Source organism: Paenibacillus sp. TY11, assembly GCF_059772165.1.
In genome coordinates, this window is record NZ_JCBAIQ010000007.1 from 206,181 (window position 1) to 223,397 (window position 17,217).

At 43.2% G+C, this 17,217-nt stretch carries 15 protein-coding genes, 1 tRNA gene and 1 pseudogene; 5 read left to right on the forward strand and 12 right to left on the reverse strand.

All coding sequences use genetic code 11. The features are described 5' to 3' along the window. Positions 1 to 61 precede the first annotated feature (61 nt). Positions 62 to 3,298: a hypothetical protein gene (locus tag AC6EJC_RS09975; RefSeq protein ID WP_444953839.1), complete on the reverse strand. Its 3,237-nt coding sequence runs from the start codon at positions 3,296 to 3,298 to the stop codon at positions 62 to 64. Between the two features lie 294 nt (positions 3,299 to 3,592). Here AC6EJC_RS09975 and AC6EJC_RS09980 point away from each other — a divergent pair, with 294 nt between their 5' ends. Then, complete coding sequence (locus tag AC6EJC_RS09980) at positions 3,593 to 4,177, forward strand: helix-turn-helix domain-containing protein (protein ID WP_013370447.1); 585 nt, start codon at positions 3,593 to 3,595, stop codon at positions 4,175 to 4,177. Between the two features lie 196 nt (positions 4,178 to 4,373). On the opposite strand, the pseudogene AC6EJC_RS09985 reads toward AC6EJC_RS09980, so the two are convergent. From AC6EJC_RS09985 to AC6EJC_RS09995, 3 genes and pseudogenes are all read right to left on the reverse strand, one after another. Continuing rightward, positions 4,374 to 5,185: pseudogene (locus AC6EJC_RS09985) on the reverse strand (FGGY-family carbohydrate kinase); the annotation flags it as partial. A 433-nt stretch (positions 5,186 to 5,618) separates the two neighbouring features. Beyond that, complete coding sequence (locus AC6EJC_RS09990; protein WP_444953840.1) at positions 5,619 to 6,716, reverse strand: GntR family transcriptional regulator; 1,098 nt, start codon at positions 6,714 to 6,716, stop codon at positions 5,619 to 5,621. 196 nt (positions 6,717 to 6,912) lie between these two features. Next, positions 6,913 to 8,064: a sn-glycerol-1-phosphate dehydrogenase gene (locus AC6EJC_RS09995; RefSeq protein WP_103048049.1), complete on the reverse strand. Its 1,152-nt coding sequence runs from the start codon at positions 8,062 to 8,064 to the stop codon at positions 6,913 to 6,915. A gap of 168 nt (positions 8,065 to 8,232) precedes the next feature. On the opposite strand from AC6EJC_RS09995, the gene AC6EJC_RS10000 reads away from it, so the two are divergent. After that, positions 8,233 to 8,436: a hypothetical protein gene (locus AC6EJC_RS10000; RefSeq protein WP_103048050.1), complete on the forward strand. Its 204-nt coding sequence runs from the start codon at positions 8,233 to 8,235 to the stop codon at positions 8,434 to 8,436. Between the two features lie 114 nt (positions 8,437 to 8,550). Here the strand turns inward: AC6EJC_RS10000 and fabV are convergent, their stop codons facing one another. Continuing rightward, positions 8,551 to 9,732 carry an enoyl-ACP reductase FabV gene (gene fabV / locus AC6EJC_RS10005; protein ID WP_444953841.1) on the reverse strand — a complete coding sequence of 394 codons (1,182 nt, stop codon included), beginning with the start codon at positions 9,730 to 9,732 and terminating at the stop codon, positions 8,551 to 8,553. Between the two features lie 216 nt (positions 9,733 to 9,948). Further along, on the reverse strand, positions 9,949 to 10,305 hold the full coding sequence (locus AC6EJC_RS10010) for a winged helix-turn-helix transcriptional regulator (protein ID WP_103048052.1): 357 nt from the start codon (positions 10,303 to 10,305) through the stop codon (positions 9,949 to 9,951). A gap of 200 nt (positions 10,306 to 10,505) precedes the next feature. Between AC6EJC_RS10010 and AC6EJC_RS10015 the strand changes: the two genes are divergently transcribed. Next, positions 10,506 to 11,036: an NAD(P)H-dependent oxidoreductase gene (locus AC6EJC_RS10015; RefSeq protein ID WP_444953842.1), complete on the forward strand. Its 531-nt coding sequence runs from the start codon at positions 10,506 to 10,508 to the stop codon at positions 11,034 to 11,036. 140 nt (positions 11,037 to 11,176) lie between these two features. Here AC6EJC_RS10015 and AC6EJC_RS10020 read toward each other — a convergent pair. Continuing rightward, positions 11,177 to 11,260, reverse strand: a tRNA-Leu gene (locus tag AC6EJC_RS10020). A 393-nt stretch (positions 11,261 to 11,653) separates the two neighbouring features. Here AC6EJC_RS10020 and AC6EJC_RS10025 point away from each other — a divergent pair. Continuing rightward, positions 11,654 to 12,088: an N-acetyltransferase gene (locus AC6EJC_RS10025; protein ID WP_444953843.1), complete on the forward strand. Its 435-nt coding sequence runs from the start codon at positions 11,654 to 11,656 to the stop codon at positions 12,086 to 12,088. Between the two features lie 108 nt (positions 12,089 to 12,196). Here AC6EJC_RS10025 and AC6EJC_RS10030 read toward each other — a convergent pair whose 3' ends face one another. Together AC6EJC_RS10030 and AC6EJC_RS10035 are read right to left on the reverse strand one after the other, a co-directional pair. Beyond that, the gene (locus tag AC6EJC_RS10030) at positions 12,197 to 12,703 is read right to left on the reverse strand and encodes a GNAT family N-acetyltransferase (RefSeq protein WP_444953844.1); all 507 of its coding nucleotides are present in this window, start codon (positions 12,701 to 12,703) and stop codon (positions 12,197 to 12,199) included. Between the two features lie 70 nt (positions 12,704 to 12,773). Beyond that, positions 12,774 to 13,289, reverse strand: coding sequence for a hypothetical protein (locus AC6EJC_RS10035; RefSeq protein WP_103048056.1), 516 nt, complete (start codon positions 13,287 to 13,289; stop codon positions 12,774 to 12,776). A gap of 299 nt (positions 13,290 to 13,588) precedes the next feature. On the opposite strand from AC6EJC_RS10035, the gene AC6EJC_RS10040 reads away from it, so the two are divergent. Next, positions 13,589 to 14,089: a hypothetical protein gene (locus AC6EJC_RS10040; RefSeq protein WP_103048057.1), complete on the forward strand. Its 501-nt coding sequence runs from the start codon at positions 13,589 to 13,591 to the stop codon at positions 14,087 to 14,089. A gap of 201 nt (positions 14,090 to 14,290) precedes the next feature. On the opposite strand, the gene nspC is transcribed toward AC6EJC_RS10040, so the two are convergent. From nspC to AC6EJC_RS10055, 3 genes are all read right to left on the reverse strand, one after another. Beyond that, a complete protein-coding gene (nspC, locus tag AC6EJC_RS10045; protein WP_023987969.1) occupies positions 14,291 to 15,430 on the reverse strand; it encodes a carboxynorspermidine decarboxylase in 1,140 nt (379 codons plus the stop codon). 8 nt (positions 15,431 to 15,438) lie between these two features. After that, positions 15,439 to 16,638, reverse strand: coding sequence for a saccharopine dehydrogenase family protein (locus AC6EJC_RS10050; RefSeq protein WP_013309649.1), 1,200 nt, complete (start codon positions 16,636 to 16,638; stop codon positions 15,439 to 15,441). 314 nt (positions 16,639 to 16,952) lie between these two features. Continuing rightward, positions 16,953 to 17,216 (reverse strand): bacteriocin immunity protein, encoded by a 264-nt coding sequence (locus AC6EJC_RS10055; protein WP_103048058.1) that lies wholly within the window; start codon positions 17,214 to 17,216, stop codon positions 16,953 to 16,955. Between the last annotated feature and the right edge of the window lies 1 nt (position 17,217).

Below are 17,217 nucleotides of genomic sequence, written 5' to 3' on the forward strand. Positions count from 1 at the left end.
CTATTGAATAATTACCTGTAAATCTGGCTATCTGTTATGCTGGCGAAGGATGGATTTCCTTTTATTCTGTAAATGGAAATACCTTTTTCAGTCGCAGACTGACGTTTCCGTTTAAATCATAATGCAGTTCGATTTGATCTCCGGTGGAAAAAATAACTTTATTCAGTCGGTTTCCTTTGCCGTATTCATATGAAGTATCCTTACCAAGCGCCATATGTGCTGCCTTAATTACGGTTTGTAATGCGCCACTATTATTTTCTGACAGCTTCACATAAACCGTTTGGCCTGCCTTCATCTCATACTCTAAGACCGTGTAATCCCAACCATATATTTGTGCTTGCTCTGTTGAAGAGACAAGCTGATTACTAAAATCAGGGTCCGTAAACAAGGATACAATCGGCTGCTGCGCAGCATAGTTGGATTTTTCCCACACCGCAAAACGGTAAATTCCGTCTTCTTTGGGCGTAAACCGATATTTCCCTTGCTGACCTACCGCAAAGTCAGCTTCCTTTTCTATAAGTTCAATTAGCTCGTCAAGCTTGCTGTCATCGTTATTTTTTACAGCAAATACACGATAAGGCGCTCCAAAGTTAACAGCAGGAGTAGCTGCTGCTACGACAAGATGAATATTGGCATTAGCTGGCACTTGCTGTTGATTATCTGTCGCCTCTTTATGTTCACGAATCACTTTTCCAGCCTGATCCGCAACGGTAAATTGATACGTTCCACCAATTGCCTTCGCATTCGTCAAGACAGGTGCTTCCTGACTTCCGCGATTGATCCATATCTCCTGCTTTCCGCCAGACAAAGACGTTTTTAACAACGCCGGCTCTGTGCTTGGCTCCGCCTTAATTTCATTATTGTAATGAAAGGTCACGGCTTGCGGTGAAGTAACGGTCACAACAAGTGTCCCCCCAGCTCCAAGTGAAATTTCAGGTAAAGAAGCATTCATCCCTGCTCCATTAACCTTGGAATTTATACCGCTGCCTTCTCCATATATCGCATAGTCATAGAGACGGCTTGCGTCTGAAACATCCGTGGTCAACGAGGAAGCCTGTGAGTCGGTATTCACAAATACGTAGCTTTCTCCCTGCATGACAGTGACTTGATTGCCTGTCGGCACCTGAGCATCCTCAACATCGAATATTCCTAATACAGCTCCATAAGTAACCGGCACATCCGAAACCGTCGTTACAATGGCATAACCTCCAGCCTGTACCAATGGCAATTGAGTCGTATCACTGGCCTGACTGTACAACGTCCCGTCTGCCTTGTAATTCATGTAATTCCACTTCATACCGCTGACTGAAATGACGTCCAGGGCCTTATCCAAAGAGCTTACATTTATAAATTTCCGGCTTTCACCGCGTTTCAATGTAATTCGATGGAAGGCCGCCTGCCCGCTAAGCAAAGCCTCCACCTTATTGCTATAGGTAAAGGTAATTGGGCGATCTGATACATTGGTGACAATTGCTTTACCGCCAGCGACAATCTCTGGGTCCACTGTATTGTTGAAATGATCTGATGTCAGTAATCGAAGTACTTTATAACTTGCAGCATCGAAGTGTGCATTGCCACTGCTTTTGTCATGCCGCAATGAATTCGATTGACTATCATGATTTCGGAACTCATACGAATCCCCCGGCTCCAGCGTCGTTTGCCCGATACCATCATCATCTACGCTGGCCTTAAAGCTCCGATAGATACCACCAAACGTGATTGGCGTGTCACTGGTTACCGTCACGCTGGCCTTTTTACCTGCACCAACCAAAAAGGTTGAGTTCCCGGTATTGCGCCTGGATAGCTCTGTATCATCTTTATACAGGACCACATCAAATTTTCCTTTAACAGTTTTGGCTGTGCTGTGCAGATTCCTCAAATGATCACTAATATTGGTAAAAGCATAACTTTCACCTTTCGAAAGTGTTACCCGCAAGAAAGCAGGATGGCTACTCGTTTCCCAAGAAAAATCATCTGTATAATCAAAGATAATAGGACCTGGACCCATCACAGTCACGATAGCATAACCCGAAGCTGGAATCATAGGACCTGCCTGGCTATTAAAACCAGACGAGTTCACCGTTCCATCTGGCTTGTATATAACATAATCGAACAAGCTTCCTGCCTTTTTGGAGTTATTGTAGATTGGATTCATCAGCGTACCATTATTGTGGAAAATATAGCTCTTGCCCACCTCAAGCTCCACACGGCTGATTGCATCACCACCCACAGGACGAGCAATAAAATTGCGATATGGAGCCCCGTATGTAACCGGATTTGCAGTGACCTGGGTAATTACCGCGTATCTGTCCACAGCAATCTGCGGCTTCGCCGTAGTGCCACTGCCGCGTGAAGCCTCTGTTCCGTTTGCCAGATATACCACATAATCCAGTTTGTCCTTGGATGTACCGTCACTTTCAATCGTGTCCAGCCTGGTTCCAACATTGATAAACTGGTAGCTCTCCCCCTGATTTAAGGTAATCCGTGCATAAGCCGGCTCGCCGGTGCTTTCTATACTATATTTGCCGTAAGGAAATCCGAAGGTCACCGGATTTGCAGTGGAGCCTGTAACAATCAGTTCCTCTCCATCACCCAAAGAGGGATGAGCAATGCTATTAAGATCAGATGCGGATAAAGTTCCGTCTGCTCTGTATTTGGCGTAATCAAAACGACGATTGTCTGCATTTGATCCATCATGCTGAATCGAACGAGCAGTCCATCCTTCATTTACAATTCGATAACTTTCATCCTTAGAGACCGTAACTCGCTCTAATGCCGGGGTCTCCGATGTACTGTAGGTAAAGGCATCCGTTACCTTCACGGTTAATGCTGTTGTTCCTACATTCGTAATAAACGCTGTACCTCCCCCGGGAACACCAATAGGACTTATGCCGTAGTCCATATGGACAGTGCTGATATCTCCGTCCTCTTTGTAACTTACACTATCATACAGAATGCCTTTCGATTGAGAAGCGTTGCTGTATATGGATTTACTAATCGTATCTGTATTCTGAAATTCATAACTTTCCCCGGGATCAATAATGATCGACGTATACTCCACTACTGCCAAGCTCGTCATCAGCGCGTTATAAACGCTGTTTGTTGCAGATGTGGACGGATTGAAAGAAACTGTTCCATTAGAGAGCGCCTGTTCCTCCTGTGCCGTATCTGCTTGAGCTTGTTGTATTCCGTTCCTTGCATCTTGTTTTTCCGCTCCTGCTACAGCAGGCAAACACAGCAAGGTGTTAATCGCTAAAATTGCCGTCAGAAACCATACCATTACCTTTTTACAAACCATCTAGCTGTATAACCTCCTTTTTCTCGTTAGAAAAATTGCATGTTGGGCTGCAAAGACCCACTTTTCTCTGTGTAATCCTTACTATTGTAAGAGAAGAACATATTACCTCCATTTCCATAAATAATGTCACAATTTAATATATCGGTCCCTTAAATCCCCATTTTCATAGGTCAAATGGACCTTATTTTCCATAAACCGGTTAAGCCCGTGGGATTAAAAGAAAATCAGGAGAGGAGTCACTTGCAAAGCCCCCTTCGGGTATAGTAGTATGTGTTTAAAAAAATCGGAGGATATATGCCTAAACAACAAGATAAACATTCCATTCAGGCGTGGTCTCTGATCAATCGCAAATATTTGGGAAAAGGTGTGCGTGTCAAACGTTTTCGCAAACCAACACGCTGTCAAGTGCGCAATCGCGTTTTGCTTGCCGTTTTGATGGCTAATGACATTAAACTGTCCCAACTTGCCGAGGAGCTTTCCATTTCCTCCCGTAGCGTTAGTGCATGGGTATATGAAGGTCGCATTCCCGGCAACACTAATCTGGAAAAGACGTGTAATACACTTGGTTATCCGCACCATATTCTGTTTAATGAAGAGGTTGTCCGGCGTTCACCGCTCATCTGTCAACCATCGCCGTCCCGTTTTATGAAACGGACTGTGACTCGTTCTCCGGTCAAAAATCGGATCTTGGCGGGTCTGTGCATGGTACATGATATTTCGGTGACCGATGTCAGTCATTGGATTGGTGTGCACCCCGGTACATTTCGGAAATGGTTGCATCAGGGTACCGTTCCTTCGCAAACCTTCCAGGATCAGGCGGAACAGTTTTTCCGTATTCCAAAATCCATTTTGTTTGCTGATGCCATGCTGAAAAAGTAAGAATGCCCGTCAATTTAAAACGATTGTACTTCACCTGAAAGTCTATGAAAGGAACGCATTTCCATCTTTCAATTTTGAGACTTTCACAACATGCGATTTACAGAATATAAAAGCAAAAAAGCACAGTCTGCCGATTCCTCGGCGTACTGTGCTTTTTTAGATACCAGAATCCTAAAAGCTTCTTGATTATATTTTGTCAGCTTCTTAAGAATGAGTGCTTGCCCGCTTCAGTTGAACGTCCAGCTTCTTCCTTGATGGTCTTTAGCTTTTTCATCACCGGGTTGCCTCCACGTCCAAAGTAGTCGTGAAGACGGCTGTATTCCTCGTACAGCTTATCATAGACGACTGCGTTCTCAGGGATCGGCTTGAAGCTCTCGTCCCGTACACGTGCCATATGACGCGCTGCTTCGACGATATCGTCGTACCCTCCAGCTTCAGCTCCCGCAGCCACTGCCGCGAACATTGCCGCACCCAATGCAGGAGTTTGAGTAGAAGCTGCAACCTTAATCTCACGTCCGGTTACATCTGCATAAATTTGCATCAACAGACGGTTTTTCTGCGGCAATCCGCCGCACGCGTACAACACGTCTACCGGCACGCCGTTTTGATGGAACGCATCGACAATCTTACGTGTTCCGAACGCCGTTGCTTCCAGCAATGTACGATATACTTCCTCTGGTTTCGTCAGCAATGTATACCCGACAATCAGCCCCGTCAAGTTAGTGTCCACCAGCACAGAACGGTTGCCATTCCACCAGTCCAGTGCCAGCAATCCGGTTTCACCCGGTTCTATTCAGCCGCTTTACGCTCCAGCCATACATGGACGTTCACGCCTTCCGCAGCTGCCTGCTCCTTCACCTCAGCGGGAACAGCATGCTCCACGAACCATGCGAAAATATCTCCAACTGCCGATTGTCCATCCTCATATCCGTAGTAACCCGGAATAATTCCGTTCTCGACAACGCCACACATACCTTCTACTTCTTTTTCTTCCTCACCCAGCAGCATAAGCTCCCATCGCAGACCATGCTTTGGAAGAGCCAAATTGGCCTCCTATACTTCCCTTTTCAATTGTTCTAATCTGTATAAGACACTGCTTTTTCTATCATTTCTCAAATCTGCAATGGAAGTGACTGAACCCAGTTTCAAATGGAAAACCACAAGAAGGTCGTTATGACCTTTCATCCTTGGTTCCGCTTTCATTATATACTTGTACGTACAACTTAACCAGTCTTTTTTTATCTCTTTTTTCGATAGATTTATGTACCCATTTTCAGAAAAAACATAGCAAAAACAGCCTATTTTCTGCAATCCAGAAAACAGGCTGTTCGGTGTGGCGAGAAGCATGCCAATCAAATATTCAGCGTTGAAGCTGTATACTTACTAACTTGTCCTTACATGTTAAGAAATAAAATCGACTGATATCTCATCTCAGCGTTCTCTAGGCATTTTCCTGGGCTGGTCCCGTGGATTCACGAACAATGAGCTCAGGCGGTATAATCCACTGGCGATCCTCTTCACGATAGCCCTTCTCTTCAATCATCGACAGCATAGTATCGGCCGCACGTAGCCCTAATTCTTCCTTTGGATGCCGAATTGTCGTTAGCTTGATTTCCGTTGCTGTCGCCAAAAATGAATCATCAAACCCAACCAGCGATAGATCATTGGGAATGCTCAGTCCCGCCGAACGTACAATATCCAGTAACCGCACAGCCAGCTCATCATTATAGGTCACCCATCCGGTCGGGCGCTCTCCCGCCTCCATCGCCAGCAGCTCCGACGCACGTTGTAATGGAATCTCATTTTTTTCTTCTGTCCGGTAGGTAGTTACTGCGTTCGGGTGTAATGTCACTCCATATTTGCGGTGAGCGGCTACAAATCCCTTCATACGCAGAATTCCCTGCATATCATCAGTTTTGAAAAATCCAGCCAAGCGTCGGTGTCCCAGCTTGATCAAATGCTCTGCCGCCAAAAAGCCACCCTTTTCATCATCCACACGCAGACAAGGTGCATCCATTTCCTCATAACGCGCATTGATCATCAAGTAAGGAATTTGACGATTTTCCACGGTTAAATAATAGTTCAGATTGGGATTGCGCTCCCCACTTTTGGTCGGTTCAATAATAATTCCGCTCAGCGGTTGACTCAGCAGCATTTCCAGACACTGACGTTCTTGCTCGGGGTCATTGCCTGTGCTTGACAGCAGCAACTTGTAGCCCTGGCGGCTTAATTTGGATTCAATTCCCTGTACAATAGATGGGAAAATATAATCCGATATATAGGTTGTAACGACTCCAATCGTCCTTGGATCTTCGGGCTGCTTACTGTCCCGTGTCGCGACAAAGGTTCCCTTGCCCTGCATACGAAACAGCCAACCTTCCTGCACCAGCTCGCCCAGCGCCTGACGCACCGTTTGCCGACTAACCGCAAATTGTTCAGACATTTCATGCTCAGATGGAAGCTGGCTTTGCGGCTCCAGTTTGGATGAATGAATCCATGACAAAATTTCCTGTTTAACTTGTATATATTTGGGCGCCATAATTTCCTCCGTACCTGCAATATCGTGTACCTGTTCATATTCTACGATTATAGCATATCGTTCATTTGTACATACAAATGTTACAGGAGCAAGATATCGACGTATAGCTGCCGGAGGCGTAAACCCATTCGCTAATCCCTTCCTTGCTACACATAATTGACTGAATATTTAAAGACTGCTTGTGTAGATGTACATACTACGAACGAAGCAATTGATGTTCATTCATATACTTGAGTCCTGTATAGCGATCACGTAAGGTATGAGCCGTGCGCAAAGCACGAGCAAGCTGTTCCTCTGTAACACCCAGCTCGGCAATGGTAGACGGGCCTCCGACCTGAGCCAGCCATGCACGCATCTGCTCCGACGTAGGCAAAGCCCGATACACCTTAAAGGCCTCTACATCCTGGCTGGCAGCTAAATCCCTGTACATGTCAGACAGCAAAGCGGATGCTACGCCTACTTTGGCACCATGCAAAACTTGCTTGCGTCCCTCTGCAATAAAATCCATTTCAATTCGGTGGGAAATATGGTGCTCTCCCCCTGACGCTGGACGGGAATGATCTATCATCAGCATCGAAATACCGGATGCAATCAGCGCATTCATCAACACCTCAACACCTGCCTTGCTGCCTGCCGCAATCTCATCGACATGCTCTACACAGGCACGTAAAGCCTCCTCGGTAATGCGGTTAGCCACAGGTGAATACGGCTCGTTTCCCAAATCTCTGGATACATGCCAGTCGGCTAATGAGGTAAACTTACCGAGCATATCGCCAAAACCTGCGGCAGTCATCGCTTGTGGCGCATTCGCCAGCACGGACAAATCAGCAAAGATCGCCTCTGGCGGAACCGCTTGGAACGTCTGCTTGCTGCCGTCCACAATCAGCGGCGCGCCTGCGGAGGTAAAACCATCCACGGAAGCAGCCGTCGGTACTGACAAGAACGGACGATTCATTTTATAGCACACGAAGCGAACCAGATCATGAATTGTGCCGGAGCCTACAGCAAGTACAGCCTGACTCTTATCCGCCACACCCAGCAGCACCTTCATAATGTAAGTTTCATCAGCAATGACATCCCCTACAGCATTCGGAGGCAACTTAACTACATCAACTGTCAAACCTGCCTCACGGATCAGCTCAGCCACTTTTTTTCCTGCTGCCGCCGAAGTATGCTCATCTTCTACCAGAGTTACATGACGATAATCCTGTTGGTTCAGATAAGGAACAACGGATTCCAGTGCTCCATCCCGTACCTCGATAAACAATTCAACCTTTCGGTGAGGATGATCAGCGTTACTAGCCTGCGCCTCTTCGTTCCACAGCTTGATCTGCTCATTCATATTCATTTCATCAGCCTCCTGAAAAAGGAATAATTTACACAAGAATGATCCATAATGATAAATAGATTCAGTTTGAAAACGATTACTATTTAATTGTACGCACAAGCGTGTGTTCAAGTCCAGCGAAAAAGTACAAGTTGCTTTTTAATTTATACATTCGAAAGGAACATGTTTATGAAATTTGGAACGGATATTGCCTGTGCACTTGGGTTACTGGCAGGTACAACGTTTGGCAGTGGTATTGCATTTTTGTTCGGCTGGCAAGCCTATCGAGCCCTGACTTCTGTTGCAGTCTTTGGCGTTGTGGGGATTATCATTACCATTGCCGTTTTTCGCTTGCTGCACCGTAAGTCGCTTTCCACGTCTAATTCTCGATAAATGCTGTTAGTGAAAACGAGTGCAACTTGTTTTTTTGCCAATATACATAAAAAACGGGTCTCTTAAGCAATTGCATCGCTTGAGAGTACCCGTTTTTGTTTTACAAATATTTACTTACGAAATTGTATCAACCTCTGGATTAACGTCCAATTCATAATCAATTTCATCAAACCCGAATCCAAATAATTGAAGGAAATCCAGACGGTATTGTTCAAGATCGCCCCGTTCAGACACGTTTTCTGTAGTGATCTCGGACCAAGCTGCTTTGACAGCCTGCTGCACATCGTCTCTCATTTCCCAGTTATCCAGTCGAATGCGCCCTTCTTCATCCGTTTCCACAGTGGACCCACTGTATAGCGTCTCGAACAGACGTTGTGCCTGCTCAATACATCCCTCGTGCAGTCCCTTTTCTTTCATGACCTTAAACAGCAAAGAAATATATAGAGGTACAACTGGAATAGCCGAACTGGATTGTGTAACCAAAGCTTTATTCACAGAAACGTAGGCTTTTCCATGATAACGTTCCAACTGCTTTGTTAAAGTATGCGCTGTAGCTTCCAAATCATTTTTGGCTTGGCCAATGGTTCCTTTACGATAGATAGCCTCCGTAATCTCGGGACCAATATACGAGTAAGCCAGTGTGGTTACCCCATCAGCCAGCAGGTCAGCTTCTTCCAACGCTTTTATCCATAAGGACCAATCTTCGCCACCCATTACCGTGATGGTGTTCTCAATTTCCTCCTGTGTAGCCGGTTCCAGCGTAATTTCTGATACGACACCTGTATTCGTATTCACCGTTTTATTAGAAAAAGACTGTCCAATGGGCTTGAGAACGGAATTAAAGGTTTCACCCGTATCGGGATGAGTCCGTCGCGGTGAAGCGACACTATACACAATAAGGTCTACCTTGCCCAGCTTTTCCTTTACCAGCTTCAACGTCTCCTGCTTAATTTCATGAGAAAAAGCATCTCCATTAATGCTTTCTGCTATGTAGCCAGCCGCTCTGGCCGCTCTTTCAAAGGCTACCGTGTTATACCAGCCTGCTGAAGCCGTGCGCCCCTCTGATGCGGGACGTTCATAGGATACGCCTATCGTATCAGCCCCCATACCGAAGCTCGCAGCAATACGGGAAGCAAGCCCATATCCAGTAGATGCTCCGATTACAAGTACCTTTTTAGCTCCTTGTATTGACGTGCTGTCTTTGATGTAGTTGATCTGACGATTGACATGAGCCGCACATCCTCCGGGATGCGCAGTCGTACATATGAAACCACGGATTTTCGGTTTAATAATCATTGCAAGGGTCCCCCTACTTAGACATTGATTTAATATAGATGGAATGGTCCAGTCATAACTATATAGTAAACTAGCTTGCGGCTCAACACAAAACATAGTACTTGAAGGTAACTAAGGAGTATGCTGCTACAACAGATATCTCCAAACTGACAACTCTACGAAAAAAAGAAAACCGCCGTAAACATCACAGTCTACAACGCTCTTTTACTCAACTATTCATTTTGAATCATTTTCTAACAACATCACATCTTCTCCTTGCTGTTGTCTTATTTTGATATTAGCTCTACCCCAAGAACACATTAAGTCAATAATTTCATTTGCTGTAATTCCATATTCCGTTATATAATACTCCACTTTTGGAGGCATTTGATTATACACATGCCTGCCTATGATACCATCCTTTTCAAGTTCGCGAAGTTGCTGTATCAGAACCTTTTGAGAAATGCCTGGAATACTACGCTGTAATTCACTTGTCCTTTTTCTACCAGACATTAATAAACATATGATTAATGATTTCCATTTACCTCCGATGATCTCAAGTGTTGCTTCTATGCCTAAATTATATTGTTTCATAGTACCACCTCTTCAACGCTAAAAATAACAAAGTTTATCTAATTATATCTATAATCGCATATCTTCACTCTAAGTCCAATGCACACTTTCAAGTAACTATCTTACTTTATTGTGTGTATTTACTTTTTTTGAAGCGTACAGAATAATAATAAGAGTATCTAGAAAAAGCAAAATATGTTACGCAAGAAAGGTGATTTATTATGAAAACTCTTGTGATTTTAGCTCATCCGAATATTGAAGATTCTAGAGTAAATCAAAGATGGAAACAAGAATTACTTCAATATACCCATGAAATTACAATTCATGAGATTTATAAAGAGTATCCTAACTGGAGCATTGATGTTTTGAAAGAACAGAAGTTACTTGAAGCACATAGCAATATAATATTTCAATTTCCTTTATATTGGTATAGTTACCCGCCTTTATTAAAAAAATGGTTGGATGATGTTTTTACTCATGGATGGGCTTATGGTTCACAAGGCGATAAGTTAAAAGATAAGAAGCTAGGGATAGCCATGTCCATTGGCGATAAAAAAGAAAATTACTTACCTACTGGTTCCGTTTCTTTTACTGTAGATGAAGTTATAACACCTTTTAAAGCCAGCGCAGTACATGTTGGTGCAATATCATTACCCTATTTCGCTGTCTTCGGAGCCTCATTTCAAGCGAGCGATGAAGAAATTGGTCAGAGTGCAAAAGACTATATTAAATATATATTCCAGTATAAATAGAATGATTATTTATTTCTGATAACATGGTCATAAATGCCGTTCACCAGGAGATGAGCAACACACGGAGCTTTTTGACCATATGAAAACAGGCCCTTGGTGGCATCCAGCCAATCCAAGAACCTGTAATTGTTAGGGTAAGATGCGGTCGAGAGGACTCGAACCTCCACGGGGGTTAGCCCACACGGACCTGAACCGTGCGCGTCTGCCAATTCCGCCACGACCGCATATTATGTATTCATACCGATGTTTTTCAATCATCGTAATTAAGATTATATCTCCCATGAACCATAAAATCAAGTTATTTTTATATAATATTCTCTATAAATTTTTCCTGAAAACATACGAAAATAACTGGATATCACACACCAGATATGGTAATATGGAAGCATCAGGAAAGGAGGTGCGTCAACATCAATAATCACATGTTGAGCGTATCCCTTACCCGGTCCGTTATTCTCTAATTTACAGAGTTGACGGAGGCGCGGGATACGGATCAAAGCTTTAGTTAGGCGCCACGGGTAGAAAGACCGTCTACGGACGGTCTTTTTTATTTCAACATCATACTTCTCATCATTAACTATCGGAATAGATTACATACTATGAAAAGAGGCGATACGATGTCTATTAGACCAGTAAATGTTGAAGAATTTAAGAATTTGGCAGCCATTTGGCTGGATGCTTCCATAGAAGCCCATCATTTTATTGATCCGCAATATTGGAGATCACAAGTGACCGAGATGGAGAGCAATTACCTCCCTCTAGCTCAAAACTATGCTATCATTCAGCCCGACCATACCATTGGTGGCTTCGTTTCCATGGTGGATGGGTATTTGGCAGCTCTGTTTATACGCATAGACCTTCAAAGAAAAGGCTATGGCAAGTTACTACTAGATTGGGTCAAGAAGCAATATGATCAGATCCAATTGAAGGTATACCAGTCGAACACGAAAGCATTTAACTTTTATACTAAAAATGGATTTACCATTCAAGAGGAATCTATAGATTCCGAGACTGGCGAGAAAGAGTTTGTCATGATATGGACAAGACACTAACATAATGAAGCACCTTCAGCCCTAAAAATAAAAGGCTCTGCTCCCGTAAAAATACGGCATAAGCAGAGCCTTTTATTTTATATAATACAACTGACTTTATATAGTCTCTTATTTAAGCCCATAAACCTCGGTATATAAAATCTTTTTAAACGGAGCAAAATCCTGTTCAGCCAGCGCACCTGGATAGCTCATAATTTGAAGCTTCAGATTATCCTGCCCTTCTCTTAATGGGGGCTGTACATACTCAAAATGGTTCATATGAAACCCCAAACGCTCATAAAAACCGATTCTTCTCCGAGTCCATTCATCCACTGGCGGCTCCACCTCCAGTACTACTGGTTTACCGGACTGTGAAATAAACTTGCTCATAAGCTCTTTGCCTAACCCGCTGCCTCGTATAGCCGAATCTACGGCAATGTGCTCTACAAACCGAAAATCTGTAAACTCCCACCCTGCCAAAAAAGCAATTGTTTGCCCTTGTTCGTCCTTTTTGGTAAGTAAGCGATAACACGGATGATGAAGCAGAGCCCTCTGCGACTCGAATGTTCTACATTCCGTTTCAGGAAAAGCAGCCTCCATAATCGCATATACTCTAGAGAATTCAAGTTCATTCATTTATATTTTCAACCCCTCTAACCTTAACTTGTTGGTCTACTAATGTTATTTCCATTAGGACCCTAACCGTTTAGACCTTGTTTAATTCTATAAGCGTCAGCAAAATATGCTCCAACAGCTCTGGAATATCCTCCATCTGATCTTCGTTAATTTGCCTGGAAAACCGAAGTTCGATCTTGTTTTGGTATGTAGAAACCTTCTCTTCATAATTAAAACTCAGCGTTTGGACAGGCCGAAGATCAGGTTTCCAAATTTCGGTCAGTATATTTTCAATCTGTCTGCATTGTGACTCAATCTCACGAATCTCCATGTAAAAACTCAGCAACAAGACACATCCCGGAATTTGATCTTTGATTTCCAAAATTTCCGCAGCCAAGTTGTTTAAATCCGCCTTTAGTTGAATTTCTGCCGTCACACCTGGCTGTTCCCTCAATCTGAATTGGACAGCAAATTCACGCGACATCACGGACATTTCCAATCTATCGATTCGTTGCGTAATATCAATACGTGAATCCAGATTATCCAGATCGTAAACCGTATTTTCTATAGCCACTTTTAAATTATCAAAAACGGTCGGGTCGAACATGTGCAATTCACCTCTGCCTATCGTTACAATTTATTTCCCAAGTCATGTCCAAGTTTTAAAGAGTATACCATATATTTTCCTCCAAGAAACGTATCCTCTAAACGGAACTCCTAGGACAAACTTGTGAACATGAAAAATTCAATTCTGTAACAAAATGTTCTATTATATTTATTTTATTGATAAATATTCCTTTTTATTATTCCAATTTCCTGGCGATTGATATACAATTAACTCAGAAACAGTTACTAATATATTCATATAAATGAATATAAATCCCAAAAAAGAGAGGTAGATTATTCATGAAAAAAACGTTGTTAGCTTCATTAGGCCTTACACTTCTGCTAAGTACTTCTGCCAGTGTTGCTTTAGCCGAAGAAGCAAATTCCGTACCAGTTGCAAAGGAAACAACTATTGCCCCTTTACTTGAATATGATGAACAGGAGCCAAATGATACTTTTGAACAAGCTAACTATTATTTTATAGGTGATGGGGTCATTGGAACCCTCGGTGAAGAGAAGCATGGGATGTGGGAAAACTACGATGTATATAAAATAATGGCAGAAAATAACTCAAGAGAAGTTCACTTCACAATTGAGGGACACAGATATCCCGATTCTTGGTTGGAGCTAACCCTCTTCGATAGTAATGGTCAAAGCATTAAAAGTTCAAAAAATGGTCAATATTTTTTAAATGCAACTCTTGAGCAAGGTAAAGATTACTACCTAGCCGTCAATGCGTTCGGGCTTCAATACGGAGGAAAAATGTTTGACTATAAACTCTCTTCTGAAGCTGTAAGGTAGACTAACTAAATTTATATAACTTTTCAAGTAGTGAATCATTATTTAATGCCCGTTGTCGTATTGGATACATGCAACAGGCACATATAAAGACTAAAAAATCCTAACTACACCAAAAAGCCTCACCCTTTTTTAAAAGGGCGAGGCTTTTGTAGTTCAGTCATTCTATTCGAGGCACTCAGTTCTGTTGCTCCTGTGTAGGTCTTACGACAAACGCGAGCTAAAGTCCTCGTAGGAGAACTGACGGATTACCTTGATGCCTTCTTCGTCGTTGTAGCTGGCGATGGCTGGCAGGTTAACTCCGTTAAACATGTGGTTTTTGACCATCGTGTAATGGGCCATGTCGCAGAACACAAGCTTGTCTCCCGGCTTCAATGGCTCTTTAAAGGAATAGTCTCCAATCACATCTCCAGCCAAGCACGTAAGTCCACCAAGTCTGTAGGTGTAAGCATACTCACCAGGCTGGCCTGCATCAATGATATTCGGGCGATATGGCATTGCCAGTACATCAGGCATATGACATTCAGCCGAAGTATCCAGAATGGCAATATCCATTCCGTTTTTCATCGTATCCAATACGGTCGCAACCAGATATCCAGTATTCAAAGCAATAGCTTCGCCTGGCTCCAGATAAACCTGCACACCATATTTATCCTGAAAATATTGAATACAGCGTACCAGCGTGTCCAGATCATAGTCTTCTCTGGTAATATGGTGACCGCCGCCGAAATTGAGCCATTTCATGTTCTTAATGTATGGCCCGAATTTCTCATCCACCACTTTAATGGTGCGCTCTAGCGTATCTGAATTCTGTTCACACATCGTATGAAAATGAATACCGTCCACGCCATCTAGATCCTCAGGTCTAAAGTTAGCCAGAGTCACACCCATTCTGGAGTTGTTGTAGCAAGGATCATACAACGGCGTTTCGATTTCCGAATATTCCGGATTAACCCGAATGCCGATGTCGATTTTTTTGGAAGTTACGCCTTGCACTCTGCTTTTGTAGCGTTTCAATTGATCAAAGGAGTTGAAAACAATATGGTCAACATACTCCAATAGCTCATCAAATTCACTGTCAACATAAGCAGGTGCGTATACGTGAACCTCTTTGTCCATTTTTTCGCGACCAAGTCTTGCCTCGAACAACGAACTGGAGGTTACCCCTTTTAAGTATTTGCCAACCAGAGGAAAGGTCGAAAACATCGAAAACCCCTTAAGAGCGAGCAAAATACTGCAGCCTGTCCGCTCTTGGACGGAATTTAAAACCTCAAGGTTTTTGACAAGAAGTCTTTCGTCAACAAGATAACAAGGTGATGGAAGTCCGGTAATATCAATATTCATCGCAGGCCTCAATCAAGCAACGTTGGCGTAAAGTTCTCTTGCCATGGCAATCCGTGTTTATTTAGTGCTTCCATGAATGGATCTGGATCAAATTCCTCAACGTTGTAAACGCCCGGTTTTTTCCAGATGCCTTTAATAATAAGCATAGCGCCGATCATGGCAGGAACACCTGTTGTATAGGAAATGGCTTGAGAGCCAACCTCTGCATAACATTCCTCATGATCACAAACATTGTAAACATAATATGTTTTTGGCTTTCCATCTTTCACACCTTGGATGATGCAACCAATGTTCGTTTTGCCTTTTGTTCTTGGTCCCAGAGAAGCAGGGTCCGGCAAAATAGCTTTCAGGAATTGCAGTGGAATGATTTGTTGTCCTTCGTAATCAATAGGCTCGATCGAAGTCATGCCTACGTTTTGAAGTACGTTCAAATGATTCAGATAATTGTCCGAGAACGTCATCCAGAAGCGGATTTTTTTCACGCCTTTAATGTTCACAGCAAGAGATTCCAGTTCTTCATGGTACAAAAGATATATATTTTTCGGTCCAATTTCAGGAAGGTCGTATACCTTTTTCTCAGAAAGCGGCTCAGTTTCAATCCACTCTCCGTTTTCAAAGTAACGGCCCTTCGCCGTAATTTCGCGAATATTGATTTCCGGATTAAAATTAGTTGCAAAAGGATATCCGTGGTCCCCTGCATTCGCATCCACAATATCAATCGTATGAATTTCATCAAAATAGTGCTTTTGAGCATAAGCCGTAAATACTCCAGTCACGCCTGGATCAAAACCGCTGCCCAGCAGAGCTGTAATTCCTGCTTTTTCGAATCTTTCTTTGTAGGCCCATTGCCAGCTGTATTCAAACTTCGGCGTATCCGGCGGTTCATAGTTCGCCGTATCAACGTAATGAACACCTGTCTCAAGGCAAGCATCCATTATCGTCAAATCCTGATAAGGGAGAGCCACATTGATAACCACATCCGGTTGAAAGCTTCGAATCAAGTCAATGACCATGTCGGTGTTGTCAGCATCCAGCTGAGCCGTTTGTATCTTCGTACGACCTCCACCCAGCTTCTCTTTAAGCGCATCGCATTTCTCAACAGTTCTGCTTGCGATACAAATTTCTTCAAATACATCTGGGTTTTGGCAACATTTATGCACCACAACGCTGGCCACGCCACCGGCGCCAATAATCAATGCTTTTCCCAAAATAAATAACCTCCTTATTCCATACGCTAATCGCTAATCATTCTTGCAAACAAAATGATTATAAAGACATCCCACCAAATAATCAAGAAAAACGACAATTTGCTGTGTCAAAATTCACAGGAACATGTCACAAAAACTTTACAATTCCCAAAATTAGGAAGAAAAACTCCGTAAAGTGAGCAGAAACAAACATTATCCCATACACTCCAGGGAAGTCAGCACATATTTAACGGAAGTTTTTTTGAATATAATGCTCATAGCCCCAAAGAGCTAATATTATCTTATTTCTAAACAAAAGACCACCCCTCCGCATTCTATGAAGAAGAAGATTCATGGGGTGGTAAAATAATGGGCTGATAGCGTAGTGCCTCATCTACGATCTCTGCCGCACTCAAGTCACGGTCATCCCAGTAGATCAAATCACTGATCCCCGGATGGGGTGTGTTTTGCATCACTATGGTCAGCATGCTGTCAATTTCCTCTTCCGTTCCCTCACCCCGGATGATTTTATCCACCAACTGTATAAGCTCATTTCGGTTTAAATTTTGGAGTTCCCAGTTGTCTCGATCCAGACTCATG